At 33.9% G+C, this 16,968-nt stretch carries 14 protein-coding genes and 1 tRNA gene; 5 read left to right on the forward strand and 10 right to left on the reverse strand.

All coding sequences use genetic code 11. The annotated features are described in order from the left end of the window. Window positions 1-31: 31 nt before the first annotated feature. Window positions 32-2,203 carry a S9 family peptidase gene (locus tag DM397_RS21240; RefSeq protein WP_111379531.1) on the reverse strand — a complete coding sequence of 724 codons (2,172 nt, stop codon included), beginning with the start codon at window positions 2,201-2,203 and terminating at the stop codon, window positions 32-34. Between the two features lie 180 nt (window positions 2,204-2,383). Here DM397_RS21240 and DM397_RS21245 point away from each other — a divergent pair, with 180 nt between their 5' ends. Both DM397_RS21245 and DM397_RS21250 read left to right on the forward strand, forming a co-directional pair. Next, window positions 2,384-3,697: a hydroxymethylglutaryl-CoA reductase, degradative gene (locus DM397_RS21245; protein WP_111379533.1), complete on the forward strand. Its 1,314-nt coding sequence runs from the start codon at window positions 2,384-2,386 to the stop codon at window positions 3,695-3,697. Between the two features lie 94 nt (window positions 3,698-3,791). Continuing rightward, a complete protein-coding gene (locus DM397_RS21250; protein WP_111379645.1) occupies window positions 3,792-4,700 on the forward strand; it encodes a GYDIA family GHMP kinase in 909 nt (302 codons plus the stop codon). Window positions 4,701-4,718: 18 nt separating this feature from the next. Here the strand turns inward: DM397_RS21250 and DM397_RS21255 are convergent, their stop codons facing one another. The 7 genes from DM397_RS21255 to DM397_RS21285 all read right to left on the reverse strand — a co-directional run bounded on the left by DM397_RS21255 (window position 4,719) and on the right by DM397_RS21285 (window position 11,655). Beyond that, window positions 4,719-5,159 carry a hypothetical protein gene (locus DM397_RS21255; protein ID WP_111379534.1) on the reverse strand — a complete coding sequence of 147 codons (441 nt, stop codon included), beginning with the start codon at window positions 5,157-5,159 and terminating at the stop codon, window positions 4,719-4,721. A 265-nt stretch (window positions 5,160-5,424) separates the two neighbouring features. Beyond that, a complete protein-coding gene (locus DM397_RS21260) occupies window positions 5,425-7,524 on the reverse strand; it encodes a peptidylprolyl isomerase (protein ID WP_111379536.1) in 2,100 nt (699 codons plus the stop codon). 107 nt (window positions 7,525-7,631) lie between these two features. Beyond that, on the reverse strand, window positions 7,632-8,888 hold the full coding sequence (locus DM397_RS21265) for a hemolysin family protein (RefSeq protein WP_111379538.1): 1,257 nt from the start codon (window positions 8,886-8,888) through the stop codon (window positions 7,632-7,634). 2 nt (window positions 8,889-8,890) lie between these two features. Next, window positions 8,891-9,085 carry a hypothetical protein gene (locus DM397_RS21270; protein WP_111379539.1) on the reverse strand — a complete coding sequence of 65 codons (195 nt, stop codon included), beginning with the start codon at window positions 9,083-9,085 and terminating at the stop codon, window positions 8,891-8,893. 4 nt (window positions 9,086-9,089) lie between these two features. Then, complete coding sequence (gene lptC, locus DM397_RS21275) at window positions 9,090-9,647, reverse strand: LPS export ABC transporter periplasmic protein LptC (protein WP_111379541.1); 558 nt, start codon at window positions 9,645-9,647, stop codon at window positions 9,090-9,092. 51 nt (window positions 9,648-9,698) lie between these two features. Continuing rightward, window positions 9,699-10,928, reverse strand: a complete 1,230-nt coding sequence (locus DM397_RS21280) for a hypothetical protein (protein ID WP_111379543.1) — start codon at window positions 10,926-10,928, stop codon at window positions 9,699-9,701. Beyond that, on the reverse strand, window positions 10,921-11,655 hold the full coding sequence (locus DM397_RS21285) for a type III pantothenate kinase (RefSeq protein WP_111379646.1): 735 nt from the start codon (window positions 11,653-11,655) through the stop codon (window positions 10,921-10,923). Before DM397_RS21285 ends, DM397_RS21280 begins: the two co-directional genes overlap by 8 nt. A gap of 99 nt (window positions 11,656-11,754) precedes the next feature. On the opposite strand from DM397_RS21285, the gene DM397_RS21290 reads away from it, so the two are divergent. After that, window positions 11,755-11,827, forward strand: a tRNA-Phe gene (locus DM397_RS21290). A 78-nt stretch (window positions 11,828-11,905) separates the two neighbouring features. On the opposite strand, the gene DM397_RS23835 is transcribed toward DM397_RS21290, so the two are convergent. Next, window positions 11,906-12,079, reverse strand: coding sequence for a hypothetical protein (locus DM397_RS23835; protein ID WP_185957083.1), 174 nt, complete (start codon window positions 12,077-12,079; stop codon window positions 11,906-11,908). A 111-nt stretch (window positions 12,080-12,190) separates the two neighbouring features. On the opposite strand from DM397_RS23835, the gene DM397_RS21295 reads away from it, so the two are divergent. Both DM397_RS21295 and DM397_RS21300 read left to right on the forward strand, forming a co-directional pair. Then, window positions 12,191-13,684 carry an MFS transporter gene (locus DM397_RS21295; protein ID WP_111379544.1) on the forward strand — a complete coding sequence of 498 codons (1,494 nt, stop codon included), beginning with the start codon at window positions 12,191-12,193 and terminating at the stop codon, window positions 13,682-13,684. Window positions 13,685-13,694: 10 nt separating this feature from the next. Then, window positions 13,695-13,928, forward strand: a complete 234-nt coding sequence (locus DM397_RS21300) for a DUF6814 family protein (RefSeq protein ID WP_111379546.1) — start codon at window positions 13,695-13,697, stop codon at window positions 13,926-13,928. A 110-nt stretch (window positions 13,929-14,038) separates the two neighbouring features. Here the strand turns inward: DM397_RS21300 and DM397_RS21305 are convergent, their stop codons facing one another. Then, window positions 14,039-16,915, reverse strand: a complete 2,877-nt coding sequence (locus DM397_RS21305; protein WP_111379547.1) for an alpha-amylase family glycosyl hydrolase — start codon at window positions 16,913-16,915, stop codon at window positions 14,039-14,041. Between the last annotated feature and the right edge of the window lie 53 nt (window positions 16,916-16,968).

Below are 16,968 nucleotides of genomic sequence, written 5' to 3' on the forward strand. Positions count from 1 at the left end.
TTTATTTAATTAGGTTTTAATTATTTTTAGATTATAAATTTTCTTTGATAAAGTTTGTCATTTTAGTATAAAGCTGAACTCTCGTTTTCCCGCCATAAATACCATGATCTTTATCTGGATAAATTTGAGAATCAAATTGTTTATTTGCCTGAATTAAAGCTTCCATCATTTGCATTGTATTCTGAACATGAACGTTGTCATCTGCAGAACCGTGAATCAACAAGAACTTTCCTTTCAATTTATCAACATGGTTTATAGGAGAGTTTTGATCATATCCGCTTGCATTTTCTTGCGGAGTTTGCATGTATCTTTCTGTATAAACGCTGTCATAAAATCTCCAGTTTGTAACTGGTGCAACCGCGATTGCCATTTTAAATACATCGTTTCCTTGAAAAATACAGTTAGATGCCATAAATCCACCATAGCTCCATCCGAAGATTCCGATTCTTGAAGCATCAACATAAGGATAAGCGCCAATTACTTTTGCCGCATCAATCTGGTCTTCTACTTCGTATTTACCTAATTCTTTTTGAGTTACTTTTTTGAAATCAGCTCCTTTGTAACCTGTTCCTCTTCCGTCAACACAAGCTACAATGTAACCTTGCTGTGTTAATGAAGCGAACCAGTAATCATTAGAATTATTCCATTGATTTGCCACCTGCTGAGATCCTGGACCTGAATATTGGAACATGAAAACAGGATATTTTTTTGAAGGGTCAAAATCTTTTGGTTTTAAAATCCACGCATTTAGTTCGTTTCCTTTAGCCGTTTTTAAAACAAAGTATTCTTTTGACGGAAGATCATACGCTTTCAATTTATCAGCAAGAGCTTGGTTATTTTCTATAACCTGAATTTCTTTTCCTGTTTTAGCCTCATTCAAAGTATATGTTGTTGGCTGCGTATTACTAGAGAAAGTTGCAATGAAGTATTGGAAATTTGGACTGAAAGTCGCTGCACTTGTTCCTGTTTTTGAAGACAAACGCACTTTATTTTTTCCGTCTAAACCAATTCTGTAAAGATCTCTGTTGATAGAACCATTTTCTGTAGATTGGTAGAAAATAGTTTTTGTTTTTTCGTCGAAACCGTAGTATGAAACCACTTCCCAGTTTCCTTTTGTCACTTGATTTTTAAGTTTTCCGTTTTTATCATACACATAAATATGATTAAAACCGTCTTTTTCGCTAGTCCAGATAAAACTGTTGTCTTTTAAGAAAGTCAAATTATCAGTTATATCTACATAAGCTTTATCTTTTTCATTTAAAACTACTTTTGAAGTTGCTGTATTACCATCAATGAACAGTATATCTAAATTGTCTTGGTGACGGTTTAAAACCTGCGCTGAAAGTACATTGGCATCATTTGTCCACTGCATTCTAGCAATGTAGAAATCATTGTAGTTTCCTAAATTAACTTTTTTCGTTGCTCCCGCAGCTACATCATAGATATGTAACGAAACATCTGAATTTTTTTCTCCAGCTTTAGGATATTTAAAAGTCTCAATTTTAGGATATAAATCTTTGTGGAAGATTGACATTGAAAACTCAGGAACCTGGCTTTCGTCAAAACGAATATAAGCTACTTTTTTACTGTCTTTACTCCAATCGAAAGCACGCACAAATGCAAATTCTTCTTCGTAAACCCAGTCAGTAATACCGTTTATAACCGCATTTTTCTTTCCGTCTGTTGTAATAGCCGTAGATTTTTTTGAAGCTACGTCATATACATATAAGTTATTTTCTCTTGCGTAAGCGATTTTTGTTCCGTCAGGTGAGAATGTCGGTTCTTGAATCTGAAAATCAACAAGTTTTGTCAAGGATTTTGCTGCGATATCATAAAGGAAATAATCGGCAGTAAAAGAGTGACGGAAGATTTTAGAAGAATGACAAGCAATTAAGATCTTTTTTTCAGAAGCATCAAAAGTATAGCTGTCAATTCCTTCTGCAAGTTCTTTAAAGCTTTTAGTATCAATAAGATTTGATACTTTTTTCAGTGTAGCAAAATCATATAAATCAATCTGCATACTTCTGCTCGCTTGATCAACATTTAAAACAGTATATTGATTTGTATTTTTTAGCGATTGCAGTTCATCCATTCCTTTTGCCCGGAAAGTACCGCTAAAAACATTTTCGACAGTTATCTTCTGCTGCCCAAAAACAACTGCAGTTAAGAATAAAAGTACTGCAGTAAATTTGCTTGTATTCATTAGAATTATTTTAAATATAAAAAGAGCCCAATTTTAGTAAAAAAAATAAACATAATACACATTTTAAGTGTTAAATGTTAAAAAAAATAACGATTGCGTACTTACATGTCTGAAATAGATTGCAATCAAAACTCTTAAAATAGTATCTTTGCCGCAACATTATTATTTAATACATTGAGAATGAACAACGCTGTTGCCGGATTTTCTAAATTATCCAAAAAAGAAAAAATTAACTGGATTGCAAATGAATATTTTTCAAATCCTGAAGAGGCGCAAAATATTATAAGAAATTACTGGAATTCAGACGAAAAGCTTCAGCAGCTTCATGATGAATTTATAGAAAACACCATTACAAACCTTTATATCCCGCTTGGTGTTGCGCCTAACTTTTTGATAAACGGAAAATACAAAACCATTCCGATGGCAATTGAAGAAAGTTCTGTGGTTGCAGCAGCGTCTAAAGCCGCAAAATACTGGTCAACAAGAGGTGGATTTAAAGCTACAATTATAGATACTGAAAAAATTGGCCAAGTTCACTTTACTTATAGTGGAGACGCAGAAAAGTTAACTCAGTTTTTTAACCAAATCAAACCAAAATTCTTCTCAGAAACGCAAAGCATTACCAAAAATATGCAGCAGCGTGGCGGTGGTATTTTAGACATCAAACTAAAAGACAAAAGAAGTTTACTAGAAAATTACTATCAGCTTCATGCTACTTTTGAAACCAAAGATAGCATGGGAGCCAATTTTATAAACTCTTGTTTAGAGCAATTTGCTACTACTTTAAAAGAAGAAGGTCAAAATTCTGACTTATGTCAAAATGGCGAAAAACTAGAAGTTATAATGAGCATTCTCTCGAATTATGTGCCTCATTGTCTTGTTAGAGCAGAAGTTTCTTGCCCTATTGAAGATTTAGCTGAAAAACACATTACAAATCCACAAGAATTTGCAGAGCGTTTTGTTCAAGCAGTACAAATTGCAGAAGTTGAGCCTTTTAGAGCCGTTACACATAATAAAGGCATCATGAATGGCGTAGATGCCGTGATTCTAGCAACAGGAAATGATTTTAGAGCTGTAGAAGCTGGCGTACACGCTTATGCTTCCAGAAATGGCCAATACGCAAGTTTATCACATGCTAAAATCGAAAACGGAATTTTCACTTTTTGGCTTGAAATTCCTTTAGCAGTTGGTACTGTTGGCGGTTTAACTTCTTTGCATCCTTTAGTAAAATTGTGTCTCGAAATTTTAGAAAAACCTTCTGCTCCAGAGTTAATGGAAATTGTAGCAGTTGCAGGTTTAGCACAAAATTTTGCCGCATTGCGTTCCTTAACTACAACAGGAATCCAAGAAGGCCACATGAAAATGCACCTTAACAACATTATCAATCAATTTGAAGCTACTGATGAAGAGCGTCATTTAATCAAATCTCACTTCAAAAAAACAGCCGTTTCTCACAGTGCTGTGGTAGAATTTATTGAAAGTTTAAGAAAATAACCTAGTTCAAAAATCCAATATTTTAAATTCCAAATTCCAACGTTAGTTCTTGGAATTTGGAATTTCAGATTTGGAATTTATAATAAAAACAAGTATGCCAACAACCTTTTATAGCAACGGAAAATTATTTATTGCTGGAGAATATCTAGTTTTGGATGGAGCAGATGCATTTGCGCTACCAACAAAATTTGGTCAGAATTTAGTAATTGAAGATTCAGAAGACAAACAAATTGAATGGAAAAGTTATGATTACGACAAACATTTATGGTTTGAAGAGACTATTTTATTTGATGAAGTTATAAAAGGTTCAGATCCACAAATTGACACAGTAAAATCAACTCTAGTCAATATTCTACATGAGGCTTATATTTTAAATCCAAAATTTATTGATAACGCTAACGGATATAAAGTAAGCACACATTTGAGTTTTCCAAGAAATTGGGGATTAGGAACATCTTCTACTCTTATCAACAATATTGCACAATGGACTGAAATTAATGCTTTTACACTACTGAAAAACAGTTTTGGCGGAAGCGGTTACGATATTGCATGCGCGCAAAACAATACTCCTGTTTTGTATCGAATAAAGGATAATTTTGTACAACAAGTTGAATTTAATCCTGACTTTAAAGAACACCTTTATTTTGTTTATCTAAACAAAAAACAAAACAGTAAATCTGCCATATACTCCTACAACAACCACAAAGGCAATCATCTAGCGGCTAATATTGCAGAAAACAATAAAATCACAAATGAAATTCTTCACGCCAAAACATTAAAAGAATTTGCTGCAGCAATTCAGAAACATGAAATTCATCTGAGCAAGGTTTTAGAAATGCAGACCATAAAAGAAGCTGTTTTTCCTGATTTTAATGGTGTGATTAAAAGCCTTGGAGCTTGGGGTGGCGATTTTATTCTGGTAGTTTCTAAAGAAGATCCCAAAGAATATTTCTTCAATAAAGGATACGAGACTATTCTGACTTACGAAGAAATGATCTTATAAATCATTTCAAAAAAGCTATTAGTTTACTTTTTTACTGCTTTTAACTTCTTTTGTCTCCAAACGACGAACAGATTTGTCTTGCTCATTTGACTCTATAAGTCTATTATGCAAGCGCTCAGCCATTTTTTCGATGCTGTTGGTAATAGAGTCATAAACCACTTCCATACGTCGGTGTTTTTCTTCTTTTACAGCTTTCAAAACATCTTCGACAAAAACTTTATCATATTTTTCGGCAACAGAATCATGTGTATTGGTTAACCTGATTACATAATCGTTACTCAAAATAGTAACTTTAAAATGCTGCTCTTCATTACTCAAATAATACTTCCCACCCAATTCATCAACATTGATGTCGGTGCTGCTCACTTTTAAAAGCTCAGTAATAATACCATAGATATGACTTTCTATTTTGGTATATACTCTTGGCTTCTTTCTAAAAAATTTAAAAGTAAAAAACATTAAATGATTTATTATTAAAGCTTTTGTTTTGGATATTACTATTTTATTGTGTGGTAAAAGCCAAAAATATGTTAAAATTAAAAAACGAGCAAATTAACTGTAATATTTTGAAAATCACAAGTTTTTTAAATTAAATTTCGATAATTCCTATATACTTTTAGAAAATTAACAGTAAAAAATCATATCCAAATTTCTAACTTTCAAAAAAAGAAAACCCGAAACACTTAAAGCGTTTCGGGTTTTTATAAGATGGATTACTTTCTAATTAATAATTAAACTGCAATCTGTTATCTTCAATTTTAGCATTGTTTTTCAACGCTGGTAATACTCTGTTTACATCAGATGCGCTTTGAGCTTTTACTTTCTCTACGTAAGCTGCATGATTAGCAATTGCTGGAGCTTTTACAGTTTTGATGTTTTTTACAACATACACTCCTGTATTTCCTTCAATTGGAGCAGAGATTTTGTTTGCAGTTAAAGCAAATGCATTACCAACCACTCTTGGCTCTTGTCCAACTCCACCAGGTAAAACTGGATTATCTAGAGTCACATCAGCAGCTTGCTGAACAGCAACTCCAGCAGCTTTAGCGATAGCTTCAAGGCTTGATCCTTGCATTTTAGCTTTCAATAATTCTGCTTTTTTCTTGTTTTTCAAGATTGGCTCTACATAAGGTCTTGCCATATCAACAGAAACTAAACCTGATTTGTTTTCACCTTTATATTGTGCGATAACGTGTCCAATGTTTGCAATTTCAAAACGTTTTACGTCACCTTTGCTTGTTTCTTTATCAAAAGCCCATCTTACAATGTTACGTTGGTTTCCTAATGATCCAAACGCTTCATCCATAGCTTTTGCATTAACTGGCTGAGCAACTTTTAATCCTAATTCTTTTGCTGCAGCATTGAAGTCTTTATCAGCAGCATCCATTTCAAATTTAGTTGCTAATGTAAATACTTTATCAGAAGTAGCTTCAGATGGCTCAATTTTTTGAGCAATTGTAGCTAAACGAATTCCGTCTTGTTTATCTGTAATTTTGATAATGTGAAATCCGAAAGGAGTTTCAACTAAACCAACTTTACCAATTCCGTTGCTGAATACAAAATCATTGAAAGGTTTTACCATTTGGTTAGGACCAAAATATCCTAAATCACCACCTTGCTGTGCAGATGAATCATCAGAACTTGTAAAAGCCAACATCATAAAACTATCTGGATTAGCTTGAACTTGTGCTAAAATTTCTTCCGCTTTAGCTTTAGCTTCTTCTTTTGTTCTTTTCTCTTTTGGATTTGGAGTTTGAGACCCTTCATAACCAATTAAGATGTGACTAGCTTTTGCATTAACACCAGCTTTAAATCCTTGAGATTTAGAAATTGCATAGTATCTTCCGTAAACGTATGGTCCGTAGATTGCTCCAGCAGGTAGGCTGAATAATTTGTCAGCATCAACAGCTGGCAATGCATTTTTAGGAACATAAGTAGAATCGTAAGGAACATCAGAATTTGCGTTTACAAATTCAGCAATGTTTGTAGCGCTTCTGAATCCTGGCAATGAATCGTTTTTACCCGTTTTTGCATTGTAAACAACGCTTCCAGATAATAATGCAGTTAATTTAGCTTTAATTTCAGCTTCATCTTCTTTAGAAGCTTTATCTTCAACTAATACATATTGGATTTCACGAGTTGCATCTGCTTTGAATTTTTTCTCGTTTTTCTTCATGTAAGCTACAATCTCATCATCAGAGATTTTTACTTCACTATCTTTTATAGAAGAATAAGGAGCAGCTGCAAAAGCAAAACTTACTTTATTAGTTTCCATTTCATACTTTAATTTTCCTTCACTAGCAGTTGTGTAAAGTCCTGATTTGATTAAAGTATTATAGATTTGAAATTTTGCGTTCAATTCAGCATCTTTTTCTTTTTGAGAAATGTATTGCGCTGCTTCTGGATTTGATTTAAAATAATCTTTGAACTTAACAACATCAAACATTCCTGCTGCGTTTAAGAACATTGGATTTTTACCAATATTTGGATCTGATTTTAAAACCTCTAAAATGTGTTTTTCACCAACTCTCAATCCTAATTTATCAAATTGTGATGACAATAAAGCGATTGAAACTTCTTGATCCCAAACTCGGTTTGCAGCTTCAGTGGAAGTTATCCCTTGCCCACTTTTTTCAACATTACTAACTTTAACTCTAAAGTCTTCAAATGAAATATCTTTTCCATCGATGCTTCCTACATCTTTTGAACTTTGACCGAATGTTCCTCTTGTGAATAGATCTTGTATTATAAATGCAAATAATGCAAGTGCAATAACTCCTATCAATAAAGCGGAACGCTGTCTAATTTTTGCTAAAACTGCCATTTTATTATCGTTAATTTTATATTCAGTTTGCGAAAATACAATTATCTAGTTAATAACAATACAACTAGCGTTTTATTTTCAACATTTTTTTTCATTAATTTAAAAAATCACTCTTTAATTGTCAATTTGACTAGTTCTATTTTCTTATTTGAAGCCTCTTCAATAAAAAAATGAAACTTATCTATTACAATTTTATCCCCTTTTTGTGGGATTTCTTTTGTATGATGCACAATAAAACCTCCTAATGTGCCATAAGAATCTTCTTCTGGAATCATCAATTTATAGGTTTCGTTCAGATACTCAACATCTAATCGGGTTGAGAACAAATATTTGCCTTCCCCTATTTCTTCTTCGATCAATTCCTCATCCAAATCGTGTTCGTCTTCAATTTCACCAAAAAGCTCTTCTACAATATCTTCAATGGTAACAATTCCAGAAGTCCCTCCATATTCATCTAAAACAACAGCAACATTTTTTCGTTTTTTGATTAATAAATTCAAAACATCTTTAATTAAAATGGTTTCCGGAACAAACTCAACTGTCATTAAAACCGATTTTATTGTTGCAGGCTTTTTAAACAAATCGAACGAATGAACATACCCCACAATATCATCTAATGAATTTTGGCTTACTATAATTTTAGAATAACCCGTTTCTATAAACAGAGCTTTAAGATCGTCAACTGTATCAAACAGATCTATATCTACAATTTCTGTTCGAGGCGTCATAATATCGCGCGCCTTTACATTTGAAAATTCTAAAGCATTCTGAAAAATCTGAATTTCAGAATCTACTTCTTCATCTTCTTCAACAGTACTCATTTGTTCCGTTATATAATTTCCCAACTCTATACGACTAAACAAATGGATTTGATTCCCTTCGGTTTTAAAGAATTTACTCAACACAAAATCGGCTATCCAAATAAAGAAAGTCGAGATATAATAAAACAATCGGTAGAATAAATACGCTGGAAGCGCCAGAATTTTAATTAAGGAATTGGCATAAATCTGAAAAAACACTTTCGGAAAAAACTCCGAAGTAAGCAAAACCACAAATGTGGCAAGAAGAGTCTGAATGAGAATATTCCACCAATCAGAAAAAACCAATCCAAAATAAGCCATCCAACCTAAAATGAGATCGCCCATAAAAAAACCGTAAATCACCAAGGCCACATTGTTGCCAATAAGCATGGCAGCAATAAATTTGGATGGATTTTCGGTTAGTTTGGTTAAGATTCGAGACAGAAAATCGTCTTGTTTCTTTTCTATCTCAAGATAAATTTTGTTTGCGGATGTAAAAGCGATTTCCATCCCAGAGAAAAAGGCTGCTAGTATTAAACATATTATTATAATACTAATTCCCATTTTTATTGGTTTTTGTTTCGATCGTTATGCTTATTAAGAAATCTTCTCCTAAAGAAAAACATAAAAACAGCCATTCCCGCAATTACAAAATAAAAAGGATAGCTCTCATCTCCTTCATTTAGCTTTACTATACCATCGTAAGTAAAGAAAACTGCAAAAAGGATGTAAACGTATTGTGTATATTTTAAATACCCCATAATATTATAATTCTTCGTTCGATTCAATTTCGCCACTTATTCGCTGCGAATTGATCACTTTAAAATCTTTGCTAAAATCTATTCCTTGACCATAGGAAACGCCTTTTATATCGGTCAATTTAAATTTTCTTTCTGTATAAAACCACTCGTTTTTCTGATCGAAATACAATTGTTCGGTCTCTAAAATCTGTCCCGCTTCTGAAGTGATTTTTACTTTTCCTATCAAATCAATGATTCCAGTATTTTTATACGAAACAGCATAATTACCTTTTATAAAGGTACGCTTTTGCTTTTTATCATATAAAGTAACATCAATTCCTTTCGGAAATTCTGTAAAAGGAAAATCAAGATTTGAATAATCCAGCATTTTTGGACTTATCAAAATACCTGTAATGTGCCCAGAATCTGTGTATTTAATATTTACAGTATCGGCATCGCTGGCAGGAACAAATTCTGAGAAGTTAATTTTCTGAACTTCTTTAAAATTACTTTCGCATCCAAAAAATAGTGTCACAGCAAAAACTGTGACAGCTATGAGACTATATCTTTTTGGTAAATTCATTTGCCAAATGTAATAAATTGTAATGAGCTTCTAAAAGATATTATATTTTGATTATTGGTATTTGCTCTTCACGAACCATTTATCGTTGAAAGAGAAACTCAGGCTAAAATTAACATAATTCTCTTGCACCAAATCAGCTGCAGTTGTACCACGTTTACCAAATTCAATTCCGAAATTTACATTTGAAAAAGATCCTGGAATTGGAATTCCTGCTCCCAATGACATTCCGATATCTTTAATTGATTCGTTATTTACAATTAAGCCAATTTTTTCATATTTCAAACCAGCTCTATACGTAATTCTGCTCATATAACTTGTAAAAGAAGTATAGTTTGGAAGATAATATCCTCCCAGAGCGTATTTAGAATAGCTTTCGTACCTTACATTATCAGCCGCATTATAATAATTTCCTAACTGTCCATCTCCTTGAAAAGTCATATTTGCTCCTACAAGCCATTTTCTAGCTTCTCCAACTCCAAATCCAATACTTAATTTATTTGGAAGTTTTAATTTTGTCGATTCTGTTGGAACTACATAAGGATCTGGATCTCCTTGAACTGAAATAACTCGTGTATTATCTGAATTTAAATCACTTGCAAAAGAATAACTCAAACTTGAGAATAGGCTCATCTTTTTATAGATCTTTCTCTGGTACATGGTCCCGAAACTAAATGCCATACCAGACAGTTCTGAAGTATTTACTTCTGCTGTTCCATTTTGAACTCCTGTAACAGCTTCGATACTTGTTGTAGTAATTTTTCCAAAATTATACTGCGCGTCTACTCCGATATTCCAGTCGTTCATTATTTTATATGATAAACCAAAATATACCTTATTTACACCACCTTTTCCATCAAGCTGTGAACTCGTTGCCCCTTCTGTTGCAGAATTGTCGTTACGAATTTTGTATCCTACTGAAGTTACAGGAATCAAACCAAATGAAGCACCAAATTTTCCCATTGGGATTCCTAATGCTAAATAATCAAAAGTAGAACGCTGTGCTTTTTCTGACGCAGAAGTTGTTTTTAAATTTGAAGTCGCAAATGTTCCTCCAACTGTAAAAGTTGTTTGAATTAAGCTGGCATAACTTGCCGGATTTTCTAAATTTAAGTGAATCGTATCTTGTTCTATTGCAACTCCTGCCATAGATCTGTTTTCAAGAGTTCCCTTGAATCTCACATCTCCTATTCCGAAAAAAGAATAAGGTGAAGCAGTACCTTGTTGAGCGAATGAAACGAACGATATAAGCAAACAAGCGCTTAGTATTACTTTTTTAATCATTGTCGATTTTATATTGATATGTTTGGCTCAAACTCTCCAGAAGGAAATTTGAATTGGCAAATATGGTATTTTTTAATCGTTTAGCCAAAAAATCTGCATCACCTCCCGTTAAAATTATGATAAAATTTGAAAACTCTTTGCGATATTCATCGATAAAACCGTCAATCTCATAGACGAAACCATTGACAACACCAGAATGTATGGCTTGTGCCGTAGAGTTTCCTACATAAGAATCGGGTTCTTCTAAGGTTAGTAACGGCAGTCTGGCTGTAAAATTATGCAGTGATTCATATCGCAAACGAAGACCTGGAGATATGGCTCCTCCTAAATAATTGTCATTTTCGTCGATAAAATCGTAGGTAATGCAAGTTCCGGCATCTATAACTAAACGGTTTTGTTTAGGAAATTGCAATGTTGCTCCTGCTGCCAAAATCATTCGGTCTATTCCCAAAGTTTTTGGCGTTGCATATTTATTATGGAAAGGAAAAACATCTTCGTGGGTAAAAAAATGAACTTTGAGTCTATTTTCAAAAGTTAAAAAGGCTTGTTTTTCGATATTTCCTACCGAAGCAACAACCAAATCGGAGCATTTTGGATATTTTTCTAAAATTTTTTCAATTTTTTTTTCGAGTTCGTTTTTCTCAAAAACAAAATTTTCGAGAGCAGTATTATCCTCAAAGACAGATGCTTTAATTCTGGTATTTCCAACATCGACCGTTAAAATCATATTTCCTTTTTTGCTTTTGCGAAGATACGAATTGATTTTTTCTAAAAAATGTTTTGCACAAACCAAAAATGATTATATATTTGCACCCGCAACAAGCACGGTACCTTAGCTCAGATGGTAGAGCAATGGACTGAAAATCCATGTGTCCCTGGTTCGATCCCTGGAGGTACCACAAAACCCGAATAGAAATATTCGGGTTTTTTGTTTTTTAATACTTTTCGGTTTTTTTAACCGCAAAGAGCGCTAGGATTTACGCAAAGGTTCGCAAAGTTTTAACAATTAAACTTTGCGAACCTTTGCGCTTTTTCTTTGTGCCCTTTGCAGTTAAATCCTTTTCAAATTTTCTTTTGTGAGCCAATTCAAAAAAACCTTGCGAACCTTTGCGCTTTTTCTTTGCGTCTTTGCGGTTAAATTCAAAAGTCAACAAATAAATAGTTTTTGTTAAAAAAGTATTGACTGAATAAAAAAATATCTTCTATATTCGTAAAACTGTATTTTTATATTTCATTCATTAATAAGATCTCAAAGCAGTTTTATGAGCAAAACTTCTACTAAGGGCATTTGGAAAGTAATTTCGGCCTCTTCTATGGGCACCATGATTGAATGGTATGATTTTTATATTTTTGGCAGCTTGGCTGTCGTTATTTCGACAAAATTTTTTCCTAGTGACAATCCCACTGCTGCGTTTTTATCTACTTTAGCCACATTTGCTGCCGGATTTGTAGTTCGCCCATTTGGAGCTCTATTCTTCGGAAGGCTTGGGGACATTATTGGACGCAAATATACTTTTATGGCTACCTTATTATTAATGGGTGGTTCAACCTTTTTAATAGGCTGTATTCCAAGTTATGAAACAATTGGCTTTCTGGCTCCTTTATTGGTTTTAATTTTACGCTTACTTCAAGGTCTTGCTCTTGGAGGCGAATATGGTGGTGCAGCGACGTATGTTGCCGAACATGCGCCAGCAGGAGAAAAAGGATACTGGACTTCTTGGATTCAGACTACTGCTACAGTTGGTTTGTTTATTTCGCTAATGGTTATTCTAGCAACCAAAAGTATACTTTCTGCAGAAGCTTTTGATTTATGGGGATGGCGTGTTCCTTTTTGGGTTTCGATTGCCATGGTTGGGGTTTCGTATCTCATTAGAAAAAACATGGATGAATCTCCTGTTTTCGCGAAAGCTAAAAAAGAAGGGACAACAAGCACAAATCCGTTAAAGGAAAGTTTTGGAAACCGATACAATTTAAAATTTGTTCTTTTAGCTTTATTTGGCGCTACTATGGGACAAGGAGTTGTCTGGTATACGGGACAATTTTATGCCATGAGCTTTATGAAAACGGTGATGAATATTGACTCTTCGCAAGTTGATGAATTATTAGGAATTGCTCTTTTAATTGGAACTCCATTTTTTATTGTTTTCGGATGGTTGAGCGACAAAGTTGGCCGTAAATACATTATGATGTTCGGAATGCTGATTGCGATACTATCCTATAGACCCATTTATAAGGTAATGTATGATACGACTGACATAAGCAAGAAAACAGAAATTCCTGAAACTCCAAGAATTTCAACTGAAAACAAAGCTGATGGAAGTTCGGTTACAATTACTGAAAAAAAATATACAGACGGTACATCCGTGGTGGAGAAAAAAACGTATTTGAACAAAAAAGATACTCAAACTAGTGTATCAATACTAATCAATTCAAGCGATAAATGGACATTGACCTTCTTAGTTTTTATTCAGGTACTATTTGTAACCATGGTTTATGGTCCTATTGCGGCATTTTTGGTGGAAATGTTTCCAACCAAAATTAGATATACTTCCATGTCTCTTCCTTATCATGTAGGAAATGGCATTTTTGGCGGATTGCTCCCTGCCATATCAACTTACTTTGTATCACATGCCAAAACAGCAGGCAAAACCGATTTTTATTTGGACGGATTATGGTATCCGATAATTATTGCAGGAATCTGCTTTGTAATTGGAATGATTTATATTGACAACAAAAACAAAACTACTCACCTTTAAAATTTAAAAAATGAATGCGATTAAACAAGTTTTAGGGGCTTTATGGATTGCTTTAGCGGCTGCAGCGGCTTATTTCTGTGTCTTTGAATTTGGTTTGCCTAAACTGCTTTCAGACCAGCAGGATGATTTGGTATTTGGCGCCATCATTCTATTTATACTTACACCGCTTATTGTTATGGGCCTAGGAACATTTGGATATTATTCTCTAATTGGAGAATACAACGATACAAAAAGAAAAAAATAAATAAACCCAATCTTGAAAAATTAGAAAAGGGCTGCCTGCAATATGCAGAACAGCCCTTTGTCATTACTAACCTAACCAAATTTTTAATCTGTTAAGATTTATTTTCAAGTTTATCTCTTAATAAACTTCATCACCTGAGTTTTGTTATTTTCGTCAGAAGCTTTTACAATATATAATCCTGATTGTAATTCGCTTACGCCAAATTGAGAATCGGAAGTGCCATTTGAATTAAAGCTTTTTACCAATTGTCCAGAAACAGAATAAATTTGAACTTTTACAAAACCAGCATTTAAAGTAAAATAATCTGATACTGGATTTGGATACAGATTAACAGAATTCCCTTTTTCAAAATCTTCTATTGCTAAATTTGCCACTTTGTTACCGTAAATTCTATATTCTCCAGCTGGAAGATTTACAGGAGCATTAACATCTGTTACCGTAATTGTAGTATTGTCCATTAAATTATACCAAGTTCCAGCGTACGGAAAACCAGTTGCAATGTTTTGAGCCGTAGTGCCAAAATTGGCTAGAATCAAAACGTCTTTTAACTGTGCCGAAGTTAAACTGCTGTTGGTAATTTTGATGTTTACTGCTAAAGTAGCCGCATTGTTCATTGTTGCTGTTCCTAAAAATACTGGCTCAGTTTTTTTAAGCGTAATCATCTTAGCCCAATCGTTATAAATTTTATTTCGATTAGAATCACCCAACCAATTTTCTGTCCATTGTGGTTGTGGTTTTGTATCTAATTTACAATCACCTGGAGTTGTTGTTGTTTCATCATTTACAGTTCCGTTATTACAGCTAAAAATAGAATCATCCATTCCTAGTTCTCCAAAATGCCAAATCATTTTTGGACCAGGAATTAGCAAAGAAACTGCTCCAATGGCAGACATTCTAGACAAAGCTGTATTTAATGTTTTTACATTGTAAGAACCATTTACAGCTCCGTACTGTACATTTTTATACATCAAACGCTCTTCGTCATGACTTTCAGCATAACCCATTAAACGATTGGCAGCAAAACCACGATTTGCACTATTCATTCTATAAATATTGCTTTCAGAAGCATATCCCATCGACAATTGATTGTACTCTTTTGTCATTTTACCCCACATCATAACACCTTTACTTGGTGTTTCTGTTACTCTGTAATTGGCCCATTCTTTTTCTTCTGCATCAGTTCCTAAATGTTCAAAAATGGTGTAATGTGTCGGATCTACTGCCCAAGAAAAATCAGCATATTTCTTTAGAATATCAACACGATCTTGTCTATACCCATCTGTACAAGCATTATCGCCAGCTGTACATGATTGAGTAAATCCTTTGGTTAAATCCCAACGGAAACCATCAATTTTATACTCTTGAATCCATTGTTTGATAACTCGATTTACGTAATACTGCGTTTTTAGTGATTGATGATTAAAATCTTCCCCTACACTATAACTATGTTTTGCTACTGTATTAAAATATGGATTTTCTGCGGTTGGCGATCCAAAACCATCTCCATCTGGATCATTCATCCACATTCTCACCATTGGATTTCTTCCAAAAGCATGATTTAAAGCTACATCAAGAATCACCGCAATTCCGTTTTGGTGGCACAAGTCAATAAACTCTTTTAATTTATCCGAAGTTCCGTAAAACTTATCTAGGGCCATGTGGAATGAAGTATTATAGCCCCAGCTTTCATTGCCTTCAAATTCCATTACCGGCATTAATTCAATAGCATTGATTTTTAGATTTTTAAAATAATCTATTCGATCAATTAAACTTTGATAGCTTCTTGACGCATCAAAATCACGAACTAATACTTCATAAACAACTAGTTTTTCTTTTTCCGGTTTTTCAAAATTGGTTACCTGCCAATTGTATGGAGTCTGTCCCGTTTTCAAAACCGTTACCTCAAAATTTTGTCCTATTGGATAAACAGGCATATTTGGATATTTTGAAGCAGGAATTGAGGGATCATCATAAGGAGACAATACTAGAGTAGAATATGGATCTGCCGTTTTTACCATTGATGGCGAATTGGCGATAGGCGTAGTATCTACAACCCAATATTGATAGGTATTATTTACGCCCGAAACCAATCCAGTCAATTCCAACCAGAATTTACCCGTCGCTGGATCTTTTTTCATGGCATAAGCCGATGTTGGTTGCCAATTGTTGAAACTTCCAGCAACATAAACAAAGTCTTTTAGCGGAGCATCTAAGACCAAAGTTGCTTTTGTAAAATCGGTAGGATTATAATTAATTCCATCTACTAAACCTGCGGGCATAGCTTCTGAAATAGTATTTGGATTTACGACCACTGCAAATTTCTTAGAAACTGTAGTTGTTCCTTGAGTTGCAATTAGTTCATAACTCTGATTCCCCGTAATATTGGTATGCGTATAAGAATAACTTGAAGTACTGGCATTTGTATTAATTGTTGTTCCGTTGGATTTCAAAGTGTAACTACCAGCTCCACCCGAATTGGTCGCACTAATGGCAAAACTTGAACCAGAATTAATAATTGTAGTACTGTTTTCGGCTGGAGAAGTCAAGGTTACTTGAAAAGATCCGACGTTAACAAAAAAATCAGAACATGATGGCGCCAATTTTAAAGTCTGACTTCCATTTGCATTTCTAAATACAATTCCCATTTTTGTCGCCGCAGTTTGCTGTGTAGCTGTCAATCCAAAATAAACGCTCGGTGTAATGGTAATGCTCCATGTTCCGTTTGTTTCTTTTGTCATTAGGCCAACACCGTCATCAGCTCCCCAATTTCCCTTTACAACTTGCCAAGGATTTGCTTCGTTACCTATACCTGCATGCATATATACTTTAGTAGGACTTGTTCCCATTGTATTACATGTACTCGATGCAAATGAAGCTGTTATTTTGATCTGTTGATTAACCTGAAACACAGCTGGAGACACTGTTATCTGTTGAGCTTCAGCAATAATCGACAATAAAAAGAAAATAAAAAGTAATGTTTTTTTCATAATCTCGTGGTTTGTATGGTTAGTTTGATTAAAAAAGGGCTATCTTGAAGATA

It is taken from the genome of Flavobacterium nitrogenifigens (assembly GCF_003254565.1).
Lineage (GTDB): Bacteria > Bacteroidota > Bacteroidia > Flavobacteriales > Flavobacteriaceae > Flavobacterium > Flavobacterium nitrogenifigens.

Excerpts from the sequence above, each read along its gene's own strand:
- DM397_RS21300 (WP_111379546.1), top strand. The coding sequence starts at position 13,695 with ATGAATGCGATTAAACAAGTTTTAGGGGCTTTATGGATTGCTTTAGCG.
- DM397_RS21260 (WP_111379536.1), bottom strand. The coding sequence starts at position 7,524 with ATGGCAGTTTTAGCAAAAATTAGACAGCGTTCCGCTTTATTGATAGGA.
- DM397_RS21270 (WP_111379539.1), bottom strand. The coding sequence starts at position 9,085 with ATGGGGTATTTAAAATATACACAATACGTTTACATCCTTTTTGCAGTT.
- DM397_RS21255 (WP_111379534.1), bottom strand. The coding sequence starts at position 5,159 with ATGTTTTTTACTTTTAAATTTTTTAGAAAGAAGCCAAGAGTATATACC.
- lptC (WP_111379541.1), bottom strand. The coding sequence starts at position 9,647 with ATGAATTTACCAAAAAGATATAGTCTCATAGCTGTCACAGTTTTTGCT.
- DM397_RS21245 (WP_111379533.1), top strand. The coding sequence starts at position 2,384 with ATGAACAACGCTGTTGCCGGATTTTCTAAATTATCCAAAAAAGAAAAA.
- DM397_RS21285 (WP_111379646.1), bottom strand. The coding sequence starts at position 11,655 with ATGATTTTAACGGTCGATGTTGGAAATACCAGAATTAAAGCATCTGTC.
- DM397_RS21240 (WP_111379531.1), bottom strand. The coding sequence starts at position 2,203 with ATGAATACAAGCAAATTTACTGCAGTACTTTTATTCTTAACTGCAGTT.
- DM397_RS21250 (WP_111379645.1), top strand. The coding sequence starts at position 3,792 with ATGCCAACAACCTTTTATAGCAACGGAAAATTATTTATTGCTGGAGAA.
- DM397_RS21265 (WP_111379538.1), bottom strand. The coding sequence starts at position 8,888 with ATGGGAATTAGTATTATAATAATATGTTTAATACTAGCAGCCTTTTTC.
- DM397_RS21295 (WP_111379544.1), top strand. The coding sequence starts at position 12,191 with ATGAGCAAAACTTCTACTAAGGGCATTTGGAAAGTAATTTCGGCCTCT.
- DM397_RS21280 (WP_111379543.1), bottom strand. The coding sequence starts at position 10,928 with ATGATTAAAAAAGTAATACTAAGCGCTTGTTTGCTTATATCGTTCGTT.
- DM397_RS21305 (WP_111379547.1), bottom strand. The coding sequence starts at position 16,915 with ATGAAAAAAACATTACTTTTTATTTTCTTTTTATTGTCGATTATTGCT.